We start from the raw sequence: 15,967 nt of genomic DNA, 5'->3' as shown, positions 1-15,967 counted from the left end.
TTTTAATCAATAATAAGTGATTCACCAGTCATATCGTCTGGTTTTTCAATATTTAATAAATCTAACATCGTTGGTGCTAAATCCGATAAACGTCCACCATCTCGAACGGTAATACCTTTTTTAGTAATAATCACAGGAACAGGATTGGTCGTATGAGCCGTCATAGGTTTTCCTTCTAGCGTTGTAACTTCATCAGAATTACCATGGTCTGCTGTGATAATCGCATAACCATCTTTAGATAAAATCAAATCAACAATTTCCCCTAAACATTCATCGACGGCTTCAATCGCTTTAACAGTTGGCTCTAACATACCACTATGACCAACCATATCTGGATTAGCGAAGTTCAAAATAATCGCATCAATACGATCTTCATTAATGGTTTTAACTAAAGCATCTTTCACTTCATAAGCAGACATTTCTGGTTTTAAGTCATAGGTAGCCACTTTAGGAGAAGGAATTAAAATTCTTTCTTCGCCTTCAAATGTTTCATGACGACCACCACTCATAAAGAAGGTGACATGTGGGAACTTTTCAGTTTCTGCAATTCTTAACTGTGTTTTACCCGAGTTGGCTAATACTTCACCAATGGTATTGTTCAAATCGATTTTTTTAAAGGCAACTTTTGAAATGACCTCATCACTATACTCAGTAAATGTAATGAAATCTAAGTTTTTAGGTGCATCTGGTCCAACATCAAAGCCATCAAAAGCTGGATTAGATAGAGCAGTGCTCAATTGTATAGCACGGTCAGGTCTAAAGTTAAAGAAGATGACGGAATCTTCATCTTGAATAGCTACGGGATGTTCGTTTTGATTTTCAATAACAAACGGAACAACGAATTCATCATTAACGCCATTAGCATAAGATGCTTCTACCCCAGCCACAGCTGATGTTGCGGTCGGTGCTTGACCTTTAACCACAGCATTATATGCTAATTCAACGCGATCCCACCGTTTGTCACGATCCATGGCATAATAGCGACCAGAGATAGAAACAATACGACCTACGCCAATTTCTTCAATTTTTGTTTGGGTATCTTTAATGAAACCAACCGCCGATTGTGGATCAACGTCACGACCATCTAAGAAACCGTGTATATAAACACGTTCTAAACCTTTATCTTTAGCCAATTGTAACAAGGCAAATAGGTGCTCATAGTGTGAATGGACACCGCCATCAGATAATAAGCCCATTAAGTGTAAGGCTTTATTATGTTCAATAGCATGATCGATGGCTTCAACAAATTCAGGGATTTCAAAAAAACTTTTATCTCTAATTGCTAAATTAATTCGTGTTAAAGATTGATAAACAATACGCCCCGCTCCGATATTCATATGACCGACTTCAGAATTTCCCATTTGACCATCAGGCAAACCCACATCTTCCCCTGAAGCTTTTAATTGATTGTGAGGAAATTCATTCCAATAACGATCAAAATTTGGCTTGTGAGCGGCTTTTACGGCGTTTCCTTTTACTTCTTCACGAATGGCAAAGCCATCGAGGATAATTAATGCAACAGGTGCTTTACTCATTATTTTACCGCCTCCAGTAAGGCTAAGAATGAATCCGCTTCGAGACTAGCTCCACCAACCAAGGCACCATCAATATGTTCTTGCGCCATATATTCAGCAATATTAGCTGGTTTAACAGAACCACCGTATTGAATTCTGACGGCATCAGCGGCTGCTGGTGAACTTAATTCACTGATGGTTTGACGAATAACGCCACACGTTTCATTGGCGTCTTCAGCTGAAGATGATTTTCCAGTACCAATTGCCCAAATAGGTTCATAAGCAATAACTAAGGCTTCAATCTGTCCTTGCGTTAAATCTTTAAGTGCGGCTTTAATTTGTCCAGAAACGAAGGTTTCAGTCTCTCCTGCCTCACGTTGTTCTAACGTTTCACCCACACAAATGATTGGAATCATTCCATTACGGAAAATAGCTAAAGCTTTTTTGTTAATATCTTCGTCTGTTTCGCCAAAATATTCCCGACGTTCAGAGTGACCAATTATTACATAGTCAATCCCTAAATCGGATAGTGCTTTGGGGCTCGTTTCGCCGGTAAATGCTCCTTCGTCTTCAAAGTAGCAATTTTGAGCGGCTAATTTTAATTCTGTTCCTTCAACTTCATTTTTTAATGATTCTAAAAATAGAGCTGGAGCACCAATAACTGAATCAACTAAATCATTAGCTGGAATTTTATCTTTAACAGCTGCAGCAAAAGCACGAGCATCTGTATGATTCTTATTCATTTTCCAATTTCCAGCAATAATCGGTTTACGTGACATAAGCTAATCTCTCCTTTATAAATACCTAAAACTATTTTTCGTCGATAACTTCTACACCTGGTAAAACTTCACCTTCTAAATAGGTTAATGAAGCTCCCCCACCAGTCGAAATATGCGTAAATTTGTCTTCATAGCCTAATTGAGCCACAGCTGCTGCAGAATCGCCACCACCAACAATCGTCGTAGCATCTTCTAATTTAGCAATAGCTTCACAAACGCCAATAGTTCCTTGAGCAAAGTTTTCAAATTCAAACACACCCATCGGTCCATTCCATACAACTGTTTTAGCGTCTTTTAAGACATCTGCAAATAATTCAACCGATTTAGGACCGCAGTCTAAACCTTCCCAATCAGCAGGGATGTCATCAACCGATACAATTTCACGATTGGCGTCATTTGAAAAACGATCGGCAATCACAACATCAACCGGTAAAACAATTTTATCACCGGCACGTTCTAATAGTTCTTTGGCCAATTCAACGCGGTCAGCTTCGAATAAAGAATTACCAATTTCTTTTCCTTGTGCTTTTAAGAATGTATAAGCCATTCCCCCACCGATAATAACTTTATCTGCTTTGTTTAATAGATTTTCAATGACTTTAATCTTGTCGGATACCTTTGCTCCACCTAAAATGGCTACAAATGGACGTACTGGATTATCAACTGCATCGCCTAAGAATTTTAATTCTTTTTCAACTAAAAAGCCCGCTGCCGATTCTAAGTGTGAAGCGATTCCCACATTCGAAGCATGCGCACGGTGTGCGGTACCAAAAGCATCATTGACAAATAAATCACCTAACGAAGCCCAGTATTTACCTAACTCTTCATCATTGCCTGATTCTTTTTTACCATCAAGATCTTCATAGCGTGTATTTTCAACAAGTAATACATCACCTTCATTTAAAGCTGAAACAGCAGCTTCTAATTCTTCGCCGCGAGTTGCACTAGAAAAAGCAACCCCTTCTCCAAGTAATTCACTTAATCGAACAGCTACTGCATTTAAGGAATTGGCTGCTTTATCTTCTTCTGTTTTAATTTTTCCTAAATGAGAGAATAAAACAATTTTAGCCTTATGATCGATTAAATATTGGATTGTCTCCAACGCTGCAACAATACGGTTATCATCTGTAATTACGCCATCTTTCATCGGCACATTAAAGTCTACACGAACTAATACCGTTTTACCTGAAACATCTAAATCAGTAACGATTTTCTTTGCCATAATTTGTCTCCTTTGCTGTTTATTACTAAAAAAATAAGGCGGGAAGCGTCATGCCTCCCGCCAATTTGGATAGACGCTTTTAAAACGCTATACGTTGAATCAAATTATAATTTTGCGAAGTATTCTAATGTACGTACCATGTTACCAACGAAACCTGCTTCATTATCATACCATGCAACAGTTTTAACTAATTGAGTACCATCATTAGCCACGGCAACTTCAGTTAAAGTCGCATCAAAAATTGAACCTGCATGTGTAGAAATAATATCAGATGAAACAATATCATCTTCATTGTATAAGAATGAATCACTCTCAGCAGCTTTCATCGCTGCATTGATTTCTTCCACTGAAGTTTCTTTTTCTAATAATGAATAGAAAATAGTATGTGAACCTGTAATGGTTGGAATTCTTAATGAAGAACCATCTAATAAACCATTAACTTCTGGAATAACTTTACCGATTGCTTTAGCAGCACCCGTAGAAGAAGGGATAATATTTTGAGCAGCAGCACGTCCACCACGGAAGTCTTTTCTGCTTGGTCCATCTTGTAATACTTGTGTAGCTGTATAGGCATGGACAGTTACCATGTTACCAACTTTAATACCATAGTTATCATGTAGTACTTTAACGACAGGAGCTAAACTGTTTGTTGTACAAGAAGCTGCAGAGATAATTGTATCTTCAGCATCTAAAGTACCTTCGTTAACACCAAATACAATTGTTTTGTTTTCTGGGCTTTTAGCAGGGGCAGAAATCAAGACACGTTTAGCACCAGCATTGATGTGTGCTTGCGATTGTTCAGCAGAGGTATAGAAGCCAGTACATTCTAATACGATATCAACTCCTAATTCACCCCAAGGTAAATTATTAGCGTCTTTTTCAGCATATACTTTGATATCTTTTCCATCTACAACAAAGCCTTCTTCATTTACTTGAACATCAAATGGGAAACGACCGTGAGCAGTATCGTATTTAAGCAAGTAAGCTAGGTTATTACTATCAGTTAAATCGTTAACTGCCACAACCTCTAAATCTGAATCTGTTTCTAGAATACGACGAAATACTAAACGTCCGATACGTCCAAAACCGTTAATACCAACTTTTACTGTCATAAATGACTTCCTCCTAAAGATTTTTATTTTAACGGGCTTTTAACCCACTTAAAACCGTATTTGCGACCCCTTCATCACAGATTAACCATCCATGTGCATGAGTCATTTTATAAAATGCCACTAAAGCATCCGCTTTGGAACTACCAGCAACAATTGTCATTAGAATCGGAAATTGATTTAAATCTTCCATTTGAATGCCGATACGTGGCAGTCTTAGAATAATTTCACCATCTTTATTATAAAATATCCCAAAAGCTTCGCCTACTGCTTTCCCATCAATTAACAGCTTAATTTGTTCTTTAGAAATATCTCTTCTTTCTGCCATAACATTAGCAGTTCCTACGCTTAATAACAAGGCATTTGCTTGTTTACTTAATTGAACTGCCCGCCGAATGGAAGCATCAGAAAGTAGTACATCGTACATCTTCTGATCGATATTCTCCGGAATGAATAATGGGACATATTTTGCATTTGCTTGTTGTGACATAACGCCACCGACTGTATTTGATTGGATGTGAAATGACCCACCAACACCACCACGCGCAGGAACGAAAGTAATATCATGATGTTTGGTTAAACGAGGGCTAAAATCTTCTCCAATTCTAGCTAAAGTCGATCCTCCTGTTACAGCAATAACATTAGGTTCACTACTATCTAAAATTCCTATTAAAAGTTCTTGTACTAATTGGCTAATCAATGTAAATACATTGTCATCTTCTTCAACATCACCAGGAACAATTCGGCAATGATCAATACCTAATAATTGTTTCATTTGCTGTTCTTGTTGATAAAACGGTTGGTAATCTAACAATAAGTTATCTAATTGATTTAAAACTGACAAACCATAGTTGGTTAACTGAATGCCTTGTGAATTAACATCCACTAAATTTTGTTCTCTAAGGACATCGAGCGTTGTCCTTAAACTTCTTTCAGTTAAATTAACTTCCTCGGCCAATTTTTTGCGACCAATACGGCTATTAAACATTTTTAAATGGTTCATAATCTGAAGTCTTTGATTTAAATAGTCTTCAAGTTCAGGCACAATTACTTTTAGCATTGAAATGACATCTTGCATATGGCTCCTCCTGGTTGGTCGTTTTGCGTCCAACTGGTTGACTGCTTAATTTTTATAGAAGCTATCAAACAATAAGTAACGTTCAATACTAGTTCATTGTACCACTAAATTTTAATCGGCGCAAATAATAACACTATAAGATTAATAAATATCTCGATTTCCCTCTAGTTGGTCTCAATTCGACCATTCATTCACAAATTGAAATATATCCCAGCTAACTAAATGAACACCTAACGCTCAATCATTAAAAAAATCCTCCAATTCTTTAATTCAGAGCGAATTAAGAATTGAAGGATTTAGTTAAATTAAGCTGATATTAATCGATTATTTACCAAAATTAGTATTTTTTTCCATAATTTCGTCGATGATACCATACTCTTTAGCTTGTTCAGCCGTCATAAAGTTATCACGATCCGTATCTTTTTCGATGACTTCAATCGGTTGACCCGTGCGTTCTGATAAAATTTTATTTAAGCGATCACGCGTTGCTAAAATGTGGCGAGCCGCAATTTCAATTTCAGTCGCCTGACCTTGTGCCCCACCTAAAGGTTGATGGATCATAATTTCAGCGTTTGGTAAAGCAAATCGTTTGCCTTTAGTACCAGCTGTCAATAAGAATGACCCCATTGAAGCAGCCAAACCAATTACGATTGTTTGTACATCAGCATTGATAAAATTCATTGTATCATAGATTGCTAATCCAGCTGTTACACTACCGCCTGGTGAATTTATATACAAATAGATATCCTTTTCTGGATCTTGTGCTTCTAAAAATAACAATTGAGCAATAACGCTATTCGCAACATTATCATCGATTTGTCCACTTAACATTATAATACGATCAATTAATAAACGTGAATAAATATCATAAGCACGTTCACCTCTAGCTGATTGTTCAATTACTGTAGGAACTAAATTCATGTGTTTTCCTCCTTTAAAAATCAATACCATGTAAGTATAACCTATTGGTCAAGAAAGGTCAATGTTTATGTTTGATTTAATAAAAAAAAATCGAAGACTAGGCTTCGATTCTTAATATTATTCAGCAGTTGCTATAACTTCTTTATTATTGTAGTATCCACAAGATGGGCATACACGGTGGCTTAATTTTAATTCGCCACATTCAGGACAACTATTCATACCTGGAACTTCTAATTTAAAATGTGTACGACGTTTTCTTTTAGCTGCTTTTGATGTTTTTCTTTTTGGTACTGCCATTTTTACACCTCCTGGTTTTTTGGAAGAAATTATTCTTCTTCTTTCAATTCGTTAAATAGGGATTGTAATCCAGCAAAGCGTTCATCAATCTTTTGATCTGATGCTTCTTTTTGCTGCCTTTTATAATCTTCTTCGGTTAATACCATCCAATCATTACCTTTAGGTAAATCATGGTTACCTTCATCTTCTGCAAGGACACGCATTGGTAAATTAAGCAATATCGCATCAATAACAGCTGATTCAAGATCTATATAATCATGTTCAAGGACTATCGTAGTTTCTTCATAGTCCTGAAGATTGGTATCAAAATTAGGATACACATATCTTTCCTTTATTGGAATTGTCAATTGCAACAAGACAGGTTTTAAACTGCGAGTTGACGGCAAGGTAATATTCACCTTGGCTTGACAATGCAAAATAATCTCGTTATCAATTGCAGACAAATAACCACTGACTTGAACGGGTTCAAGATTAACTACTGATTTATTACGCATTTGGATAGCTTCTGCTACATGTATTAATTCGTCAAATGTTAAAACCCCATCAGGGGATTCTTTTATTCTTCGAATGGTCCATTTCATAAAATCACCTCTAAAACGACAAATTGAATTATACTCAAATTTTGCTTCTAAGTCAATTACTCGATTCGACTTATTTTTTTATATGGATTAAAGTTTGATAGTTTTGTTCGCGAATGTTATGTCTAGGATTTAATGCATAAATCTGATCGGCTCTTAAATTACCAAAATAAGCCTGGGTTTGATTATGTTTTAATTTAGTTTGAAACGAAATATTATCTTGTTTTAATAAACGCAAATAAGCTTGACCTTGTTGACTGAAAGCCAACACACGGTAAAAAGGTGCCTCTTCAAATGCTTGTGCATAACGCACCCATTTTGATTGATTCATATTTAATAAAATAGCTAGTAATATTCTTTGAATCGATGACGTCGTCCATCTTTTAGACGTTAAGGCATCGGTTAATTGATGAAAATTTTCAGCCTGTTTTATTTGGTCGATGATGCGATTTTCTATCCCTTCACGTACATGAAGGGTATCATGCAATTCTGATGGTGTTTTTGATAGAACGGCATATCTCAACAAATCCCAATAATCTTCCCAGCGAATCGTAGGATTTTGCTGTAAGGCATTATAAGTTAATGTAGGTACCTTGTCTTTTGAAAGATTATTATGGAACCAATCAGAACGAACTTGACTGCCACTGAGTAGATCTTTGCCCATCGAGTCACGGTCTAATCGTGGGATAGCTAAGGCTTGCATCGGATGCTTTAGTTTTAGATTCTGAAGTAGGTATTGTTTAGCTAAAATATGGTTTGATGAACTTGGATTAAAGTCGGTAGAACTAGCTGACATCACCTGCTGGGTTGCCATATGAGATGCGGCTGCATAACTAAAGCCTTTAGCAATTAATTTAGGAACGGCCTCATCAATTAAGTGTTCTTTTTCAATGACATCTTCCGTATAGCTTTGTAATTGCGACGTACTAGCCGTTTCGGTCCCGAAAGCAAATATATCAACTTTAAAATGGGACAGCGCTTGGATGCCAAAATAAGCGAAATAGTCAGCAGCCTGTAGGCTGGCTAACAAAGGAAGCTCGATGACCAAATCTGCACCGGATTGGACAGCTATTTCCGCTCTTTTCCACTTATCCAGTATGGCGAATTCACCTCTTTGGACAACATTACCACTCATAGCAACAACGATGATGTCCGCTTGTGTTTGCTCTTTCATCTGACGCAATTGATAAGCATGGCCTAGATGAAAAGGATTGTACTCAGTAATGACGCCTACACTTTTAATGATTGTTCACCCACTTACTGTTTATACGCAGCGAAAAACCATCTATCCACTGTTTGATGTACCTTTGCGTTAAACAAGTCATTTCCAAAATCAACCGTAACTTCGATGTCATTAAATCCCGCTTTTCGAAGGGCTTTTTGATATTTCTCCATAGGATAGGTTCTTTCAACTAATTGAGTATCCACACGTTCGTATAATCCGCTCTCTTCAATTTTACTTAAAGCGGTTAAATAATGTTCAGCCATCAATTGATCTGGATAACTGCGGCTTTGCCAAGTTAAAACAGCCAGATCATCTAAATCAAAATAGTTAAAATCATGAAAGCCTTCCTTTATCTGATAGGGTGTCCACACATCAAACAAAAGAATACTATCAGAAGTCATTCGTTGGTAGATTTGTTTCAAGGCTAGTTCAACTTCCTCAATATTTTTTAAAAAACACAAGGTATCAGCAAAGCATGTCACTAATTGATAATCATTTGATAAACTACTGAGATCCAACATATTTGCCTGTTTAAATTCTAAATTCGGAATTGAATAAGCCGCTTGAGCCTGTTTTAACATTTGCGCGTCTAAGTCAACACCCGTTATCGTCTCACTAAAAGGAGCAAGCATTTGTGTAAAATAACCCGTCCCACAGCCAACATCTAAAACCTTCATCCCCGGTCCATCGAGATAGTCTAAAGTAAAATCTAACCAATTTTCATAAACAGTCAAATCATTAAAACGATCATAAATAGGTGCTATTTTCGAAAAACTCATTTTACATTAATCCATTCTGATAAATTAACTAAGGGTGCATCTTGCCAAACTTTTTCTAAATTATAATGTAGTCGCTCACTATAATAAAATACATGAACGACGATATCGTTCAAATCAATTAACACCCATTTACCGCCATCTTTACCTTCAATATTTTTAAGTGGAATTTCATTTTCCTCTACGACATCTTTAACAGCTTCAACAATCGCATCTAATTGACGGTCATTGCTAGCATGCGTGACAACAAAATAGTCTACAAGTGGGGTTAAGTCTTTTACCTCTAACGCAACAATATCTTGTCCGAAACGATCATCAATTGCCTTAACAATTAATTCTAACTTTTCTTTAACTGTCTTAATATCAATTCCTCCTAATTTTGTTTGACCCACTGATTGTATATATCAACCGTTGGTATAAAAATACCTTGTCTTTCATCCAATAAGTACTTCAAGGTTTGCGTCATTTTGAAAGTTACCGCTTCATCTAAATTTCTTTTTGATAATTCACGTGCTTTATCTACACCTGGGAAATCACGACCACTTTCAGTATAATCCGCTAAATATAAAACTTTGAATAAATCATCCATTTCAAACCACCCAATGGTGTGTCCAGCAATAGCTGTCAGTATACTTTTATCAGTGACGTGAAATTCATCTTTAGCTATTTGAGCGGCTGCAAATCCATGCCAAATCTCACCAGAAGCATTTAGTAACATAGGTTCATCCCAATACTTGCACGCTAAATTCAACATCTGTTCATGATCCATTTCTTTTGCATAATCATGTAACAAAGCAGCAATTGAAGCTTTTTCACGCTCAACATTATACCGTTGAGCTAATTTTAAACTAGTCTCTTCAACACCCAAAACATGCTCATAGCGTTTCGGGCTAATTTGATTCTTTAATTTCATTAATAAGTCTTCTCGTTGACAATTAATTAAATCTTGTGTGTACTCCATCTACTTTAACCCCTGTCTATTGTTCCATGTATAAACGATGTTTCATTATATACTCTTCAACTGCTTGGGGGACCTGATAACGAATCGATTGTTCTAAATAGACTCTCAAACGAATTTCAGATGACGATAAATCAATTAAAGGTGAATCCACCCAAATAATCGAATAAGGTGAATCATATGGTCTTGATCCTAGCCTTCTAACACCGACAAATTGAACTAATTGATTTAAAACATCTATTTCACGCCAGGTAGTTAAATCATTGACACTGTCGCCACCAATAATAAAGTAAAAATCAGATTGTGGGTATTCTTCAACAAAATGTCGCATCGTATCAACCGTATAGTTTGTACCCCCACGATTCACTTCGTAAGGTTGTAATTTAAACAGAGGATTATTATCAATGGCTTTTTGAACCATTTGCAAACGATGTTGTGCTGCAATCGTCTTTTTACCTGGCGCATGTGGCGGTTTTGCTGTTGGCATAAACCAAATTTCATCAAGATCTAATTGATTCCCAACTTGTTCCGCCATCAACAAATGTCCCATATGTGGTGGATTAAACGTTCCTCCTAAAATACCAATTCGATTCCGATCAAATTGGGAGGGTTGACGTGCTTCTTGGGAATAGGAAAACACACTAAAGACCTCATCCAATGATGTGAAAATTTGAATTTTAGTCTCAATTGACATGATTAAGTCCTCCTATGCCAAAGCCATTACTTCTTGGCTAATTTCTTGGTATTTTTCTTTTGCTGATGGTCGATATAAAATAGCCGTGTTTCCAATTGTCTGAACAATTGTAGCGTTTGTGCGTTCAGCAATGATTTCGGTTGCTTCAACTAAATCCTCATCACTATTTTGTAAAATCACAAACTTAATCAATTCTCTTTTGGTTAAAGCTGAATCAATTTGTTCGATGAATACATCGGTTAACCCTAACTTTCCTAGTTGAAAAAGGGGTTTTTCCTTATGTGATAATTTTCGTAAATATTTTAATTGAGCTTTATTTAAATCCAAGCAAATTCCTCCTATATCTAACCTCTTACTAAATAATTGAGTCTCTAATTGATACCCCGACGCCTTTAGGAATCCATAAAACGACTTCAACATCATGATTAACCGTAAACCACCCTAAACCAGAAATCGCAATATCCTGGTTAGCGGATAGCTTGATTGTTCTAGCACTTAAATCTCCAAACGACTCCAAATTTTCTTTGAACGGTGGTTGTAATAACTCACCTATGTGATCGTCATAAAACGTTGTGGCACGTTCAGTTTTCGTACGATGAAGATACAAATTATTTGAAACATAAAATGTAAAAGATGTCTTTTCGCCTTTAATAAAATCAACACGCCCAATACCACCAATAAATATCGTTTGATCAGGATTTAATTGAAAAGTGGTTGGTTTAATCATTTTGTTTGGTAAAACCATCTTTAACTCTTCCCGATTTAAATGTAAGGTTAATTGTGTTCGATGGATTACTCCAGGCGTATCGATAATGGCATATTTATCATTAACAGGCACTTTAATCATATCTAAGGTCGTTCCTGGATGATTTGAAGTAGTAATTACTTCTTTATCCCCGCCGTAATACTCAATTAAATGGTTAATTAACGTAGATTTACCAACATTCGTTACACCTACAATATATATATTACTATTGCGAGCTTCCTTCTCAATGATTTCTCGCAAATCAGCTAAGGTATTATTCTTGCTTGCACTACCCAAAATAATATCATTAGGGTAAAGTCCGTTATCTTTCAGAAGTCTTTGAATCCATTGTTTCACACGCTTTTGATTGGTTGATTTAGGCAACAAATCCATTTTATTAACAAATACAATAAAAGGTTGATTGCCAATAAATCTAGGCAAGCCGTGTATAAGACTCCCTTCAACATCAAATATATCAATCATACAAATAACAAAAGCTTTATCTTCAGCGATTTCACTTAATTTATCCAAGAAGACATCGTCAGAAATTGTTAAATCTTGTAATTGGTTATAATGTCTTAACTTAAAACATCTTTGACAATACAACGTTCCCTTCTCTAAACTTTTTTCAAGTGCAGACGCAGGTAAATAGCCTGCTTGTTCGGGATCTGTTGTTTGAATAATTGAACCACAACCCACGCATTGTATTATATCAGTCATCTAAAGTTTCTCCCCAATCAGCATGTCGATCAATACCGACACATTTAAAAATAATTTTTTCAAGTAATCGATTTAATCTTGTGTAAATAATATCATTCGACGCTATCGGCCGGACAAGAATTGAATCTAGACCAAATCGATTAGCTCCAAAAACATCAGTCATTAATTGATCACCGATTACAACAATTTCTTCATTAGGTACCGCTAAATGGTCAACAGCTTTTTTAAAACTTTTCTTGAAGGGCTTCATCGCATTAGCACTATATTGGATTTTTAATGGTTCGGCTACTCTAGCCACTCGCTGAAGTTTGTTATTGGACAAAATATAAACTTTAATCTGCGCCTGGGAAATTTCTTCCATCCATTCAGCCATTTCTACTGTGTGATCAGCTTGATTCCATGCAAGAAGCGTATTGTCCAAATCAATAATAACAGCCCGATAACCATGGTTTAATAAATCTTCAGCTGTAATATTGTAAATGGAATTAATTTTCCAATTTGGAGTAAAATACTTCTTCATCCTAACCTCCTTGATTTAATGAATCACAGTTCTTCATGACATTAAGTGGATAAATAAGAAACGAACAGCTTGATTCAAATAATATTAATTTAACCTATTATAGCATAGTCCAAGCAAAAAACTTAATGTCTTTCTCGATAACGAGTAATTTCCCAAAATGCATGGCATAAAATCACTAGCCCCTCATTTTTGACCATAAAAAAAGACTCAGCATTTAAAACGCTCAGTCCTATTTACAAAAACGAAATTATCAAATTAACCCAGTAATTCGTATATTTCAATGGCCACTAAATCTAAATCATCAAATTGATAAACACCATTAGTTTCACGATCAGTCATTTCAAACATTTCAGTCGAACGATCGTAAGATACTTGGCATTTTTCGACTCCATTCAGTTCGAAGCGCCGAACTTCAATTTCATTATCAGTTGTCGTCATAGCCTCTAAACGTTGGATAATACCAGTTAATACAGATGGTTTCATAAGAAAATCCTTTCTATGTTAGGATAATCGAAAATAGCAAATTTTCGACAAGGCATTTTTTCTTATAGTATCGTACCAAAATACAGCAAAATTGCAAGGTTAGTTACATGGTTTCTTTTAAATATTTTATTAAAACTTGTGTCCCAAAATCACCATACCCATAATCAACGACTTGTTCATAAAGACTAGCAGCCAATTTGGTGCCTGGTAAGTTTAAATTCTGTTTTTCCGCTTCATCAATAGCAATCTTTAAATCTTTTAAGAAATGCTTAGCAAAAAAGCCAGGCGAATAATCTTCTTTCAGAATACGCGGGCCATAATTAGCTAATGAGAAATTGGCTGCCGCACCAGAATTTAAGATTTCGATAACTTTTTCATTATCTAATCCCATCTTATCAGCATACAATAACGTTTCAACCATCCCTACCATTGTACCAGCAATCATTATCTGATTGGCCATTTTTGTATGTTGCCCGCTACCCGCTTCACCCATGTAAGTTACTTTTGCACTAAAACAATCTAAAATTTGCTTGGCTTGATCAAACGTTTCTTTCTTACCACCGACCATTGTTGTTAAACGAGCTTCTTTGGCTCCAATATCACCACCAGAAACAGGTGCATCTAAGGTTTCTATGCCAACGGTTTGTCCATGTTCAAAAATTTGTTTAGCTAAACTTGGAGTAGAGGTCGTTAAATCAATAAAAATTTGCCCTTCATGACCTCCAGCAAACAAACCTGTTTTTGAAAAATAGACTTCTTCAACATCATTAGGATAACCGACGATTGTCAAAACAAAATCGGTTGCTTTAGCTACATCATAAGGCGTATCTTGCCAATGTGCACCGTACCCCACTAATTCATCAGCTTTTTGCTTAGTGCGATTATAAACATGAACCTCATGACCCGTACTTAAAAGATGACGCGCCATTTCTTTTCCCATGACTCCTAAACCAATAAATCCAATTTTATTCATTCTTACTTCCTCCTCCAATAACAACATCATGTATTAATTCTTTAATAGATGTATAAAGTTTATCAAACATTGTATTGTCTTGATGTGAAAAATTTAAAATTGTTTGATGATAGAATTTTTCAACTTCTTCACCAAAATGTTCTGCTGATATACCCACAAGTGACTCGGCTTCAATTTCAGGAATTATACCTTCGGCTTTATTCTTTAAATAGTCTAACACGACATCCGTCATACTATGTTCCTCATCAAATAATGCCCCAAACTGAACATCAGGCATAATCGATTCTAAATATGAATTAGATTTAGCTACAATTGGCAAACGATTGGCAAAAGACTCCAGATAAGTGAGACCTTGTGTTTCAGAATCGCTAGCATTAACATATAAATCTGCTGCCTGATAAAATTGTTGGACACTTGAATGATCTATTTCACCAACAAATGAAACGGCCGAACAATCTTTTGCCTGTAGCTCTAAATCAGCTCTTGCTGGACCATCCCCGACGACTAATAACTTTGTCGACGTGTTTGCTTGATTAATTTCCTTAAAGGCAGCAATTACTTGGTCAACATTTTTTTCTTTTGACAATCGACTTAAAGATAACAAAACCACATCTTCATCAGTATAACCTAACTGCGTCCGAAAGGTTTGTCGTCTTGCTTCATCAAAAGACGGTATTTCAACACCTGTCGGTATAACTGCTATGGGAACTTTGATATTATACTCTCTTAATTTATTGGATGTAATGACACTAGGTGTAATTACACCTTGTGTTTTCTCGCAAAACATTCTAGATAACACGCGAACATGATTAGCTTGAATTAATTCACCATTAAAAATATAATGTGTATATTTTTCATACATCGTATGATAGGTGTGAATATTTGGTATTTTTAAACGACTCGCAATATATTTCCCCGCTAGCCCAAGACTAAATTCTGTATGCGTATGAACAATATCTAAATTATATTCTCTAGCAATTTTGAGACAACGATCAAATCCTCGATAAGCAATCCTTCTATCTTGAAAACTAACAAATGGAACACTTGGTAATCTAACGATACCACGCTCCATTGTTGCGTTTGGATCGGTTGTCGTAAAAATAATGACCTTATGTCCTCGATGCTCTAATTGATTGCGAAGTGTCTCAATCGATGTAGCCACACCACTTACTTGAGGAAAATATGAATCTGTAAACAATCCTATGTTCATGAATACACCAACTATCTCTATTTGTTAGTCTCATTATAGGTAAATTTCGCTCAAAATAAAAGTCGATTTAAAAAAAGCTAGCCTTTTTTTGGTATTTTCCTACTTAAGTCTTAGTTGTTATCACAAAAATATAAAAAACGACTCTATATAAATATCCTCGCTCAT

19 protein-coding genes are annotated in these 15,967 nt (G+C 35.9%); all 19 read right to left on the bottom strand.

The annotated features are described in order from the left end of the window. Window positions 1–2: 2 nt before the first annotated feature. Window positions 3–1,535 carry a 2,3-bisphosphoglycerate-independent phosphoglycerate mutase gene (gene gpmI, locus NRE15_RS00640; RefSeq protein ID WP_313793713.1) on the bottom strand — a complete coding sequence of 511 codons (1,533 nt, stop codon included), beginning with the start codon at window positions 1,533–1,535 and terminating at the stop codon, window positions 3–5. Next, a complete protein-coding gene (gene tpiA, locus NRE15_RS00635) occupies window positions 1,535–2,293 on the bottom strand; it encodes a triose-phosphate isomerase (protein ID WP_313793712.1) in 759 nt (252 codons plus the stop codon). The genes gpmI and tpiA overlap by 1 nt, the downstream gene beginning before the upstream one ends. A 31-nt stretch (window positions 2,294–2,324) precedes the next feature. After that, a complete protein-coding gene (locus NRE15_RS00630; protein ID WP_313793711.1) occupies window positions 2,325–3,515 on the bottom strand; it encodes a phosphoglycerate kinase in 1,191 nt (396 codons plus the stop codon). Window positions 3,516–3,619: 104 nt separating this feature from the next. Then, window positions 3,620–4,627 carry a type I glyceraldehyde-3-phosphate dehydrogenase gene (gene gap, locus NRE15_RS00625; protein ID WP_313793710.1) on the bottom strand — a complete coding sequence of 336 codons (1,008 nt, stop codon included), beginning with the start codon at window positions 4,625–4,627 and terminating at the stop codon, window positions 3,620–3,622. Window positions 4,628–4,655: 28 nt separating this feature from the next. Further along, on the bottom strand, window positions 4,656–5,702 hold the full coding sequence (locus tag NRE15_RS00620; RefSeq protein ID WP_313793709.1) for a sugar-binding transcriptional regulator: 1,047 nt from the start codon (window positions 5,700–5,702) through the stop codon (window positions 4,656–4,658). A 324-nt stretch (window positions 5,703–6,026) separates the two neighbouring features. Then, the gene (clpP, locus tag NRE15_RS00615) at window positions 6,027–6,623 is read right to left on the bottom strand and encodes an ATP-dependent Clp endopeptidase proteolytic subunit ClpP (RefSeq protein ID WP_313793708.1); all 597 of its coding nucleotides are present in this window, start codon (window positions 6,621–6,623) and stop codon (window positions 6,027–6,029) included. A gap of 117 nt (window positions 6,624–6,740) precedes the next feature. Continuing rightward, entirely contained in the window at window positions 6,741–6,920 is a 180-nt protein-coding gene (rpmF, locus tag NRE15_RS00610; protein ID WP_313793707.1) for a 50S ribosomal protein L32, read from the bottom strand. 29 nt (window positions 6,921–6,949) lie between these two features. Beyond that, window positions 6,950–7,501 carry a YceD family protein gene (locus NRE15_RS00605; RefSeq protein ID WP_313793706.1) on the bottom strand — a complete coding sequence of 184 codons (552 nt, stop codon included), beginning with the start codon at window positions 7,499–7,501 and terminating at the stop codon, window positions 6,950–6,952. A gap of 70 nt (window positions 7,502–7,571) precedes the next feature. Next, window positions 7,572–8,741, bottom strand: a complete 1,170-nt coding sequence (locus NRE15_RS00600) for a tRNA(Met) cytidine acetate ligase (RefSeq protein WP_313795019.1) — start codon at window positions 8,739–8,741, stop codon at window positions 7,572–7,574. Window positions 8,742–8,755: 14 nt separating this feature from the next. Next, window positions 8,756–9,502, bottom strand: coding sequence for a class I SAM-dependent DNA methyltransferase (locus NRE15_RS00595; RefSeq protein ID WP_313793705.1), 747 nt, complete (start codon window positions 9,500–9,502; stop codon window positions 8,756–8,758). After that, on the bottom strand, window positions 9,499–9,891 hold the full coding sequence (gene rsfS, locus NRE15_RS00590; RefSeq protein ID WP_313793704.1) for a ribosome silencing factor: 393 nt from the start codon (window positions 9,889–9,891) through the stop codon (window positions 9,499–9,501). The genes NRE15_RS00595 and rsfS overlap by 4 nt, the downstream gene beginning before the upstream one ends. Further along, window positions 9,873–10,460: a bis(5'-nucleosyl)-tetraphosphatase (symmetrical) YqeK gene (gene yqeK, locus NRE15_RS00585; protein WP_313793703.1), complete on the bottom strand. Its 588-nt coding sequence runs from the start codon at window positions 10,458–10,460 to the stop codon at window positions 9,873–9,875. Before yqeK ends, rsfS begins: the two co-directional genes overlap by 19 nt. 16 nt (window positions 10,461–10,476) lie before the next feature. Next, window positions 10,477–11,151 carry a nicotinate-nucleotide adenylyltransferase gene (locus NRE15_RS00580; RefSeq protein WP_313793702.1) on the bottom strand — a complete coding sequence of 225 codons (675 nt, stop codon included), beginning with the start codon at window positions 11,149–11,151 and terminating at the stop codon, window positions 10,477–10,479. A gap of 12 nt (window positions 11,152–11,163) precedes the next feature. Next, window positions 11,164–11,478 carry a ribosome assembly RNA-binding protein YhbY gene (gene yhbY, locus NRE15_RS00575; protein WP_313793701.1) on the bottom strand — a complete coding sequence of 105 codons (315 nt, stop codon included), beginning with the start codon at window positions 11,476–11,478 and terminating at the stop codon, window positions 11,164–11,166. A 28-nt stretch (window positions 11,479–11,506) separates the two neighbouring features. Further along, window positions 11,507–12,616 (bottom strand): ribosome biogenesis GTPase YqeH, encoded by a 1,110-nt coding sequence (gene yqeH / locus NRE15_RS00570; RefSeq protein WP_313793700.1) that lies wholly within the window; start codon window positions 12,614–12,616, stop codon window positions 11,507–11,509. Next, on the bottom strand, window positions 12,609–13,136 hold the full coding sequence (locus NRE15_RS00565; protein WP_313793699.1) for a YqeG family HAD IIIA-type phosphatase: 528 nt from the start codon (window positions 13,134–13,136) through the stop codon (window positions 12,609–12,611). The genes yqeH and NRE15_RS00565 overlap by 8 nt, the downstream gene beginning before the upstream one ends. A gap of 255 nt (window positions 13,137–13,391) precedes the next feature. Then, window positions 13,392–13,619 (bottom strand): YkuJ family protein, encoded by a 228-nt coding sequence (locus tag NRE15_RS00560; RefSeq protein WP_313793698.1) that lies wholly within the window; start codon window positions 13,617–13,619, stop codon window positions 13,392–13,394. 103 nt (window positions 13,620–13,722) lie between these two features. Next, on the bottom strand, window positions 13,723–14,592 hold the full coding sequence (locus tag NRE15_RS00555; protein ID WP_313793697.1) for an NAD(P)-dependent oxidoreductase: 870 nt from the start codon (window positions 14,590–14,592) through the stop codon (window positions 13,723–13,725). After that, window positions 14,585–15,802 (bottom strand): glycosyltransferase, encoded by a 1,218-nt coding sequence (locus NRE15_RS00550; RefSeq protein ID WP_313793696.1) that lies wholly within the window; start codon window positions 15,800–15,802, stop codon window positions 14,585–14,587. Before NRE15_RS00550 ends, NRE15_RS00555 begins: the two co-directional genes overlap by 8 nt. Window positions 15,803–15,967 lie beyond the last annotated feature (165 nt).

It is taken from the genome of Fundicoccus culcitae (assembly GCF_024661895.1).
GTDB classification, from domain to species: Bacteria; Bacillota; Bacilli; order Lactobacillales; family Aerococcaceae; genus Fundicoccus_A; species Fundicoccus_A culcitae.
This window is presented reverse-complemented; position numbering and strand designations above follow the sequence as displayed.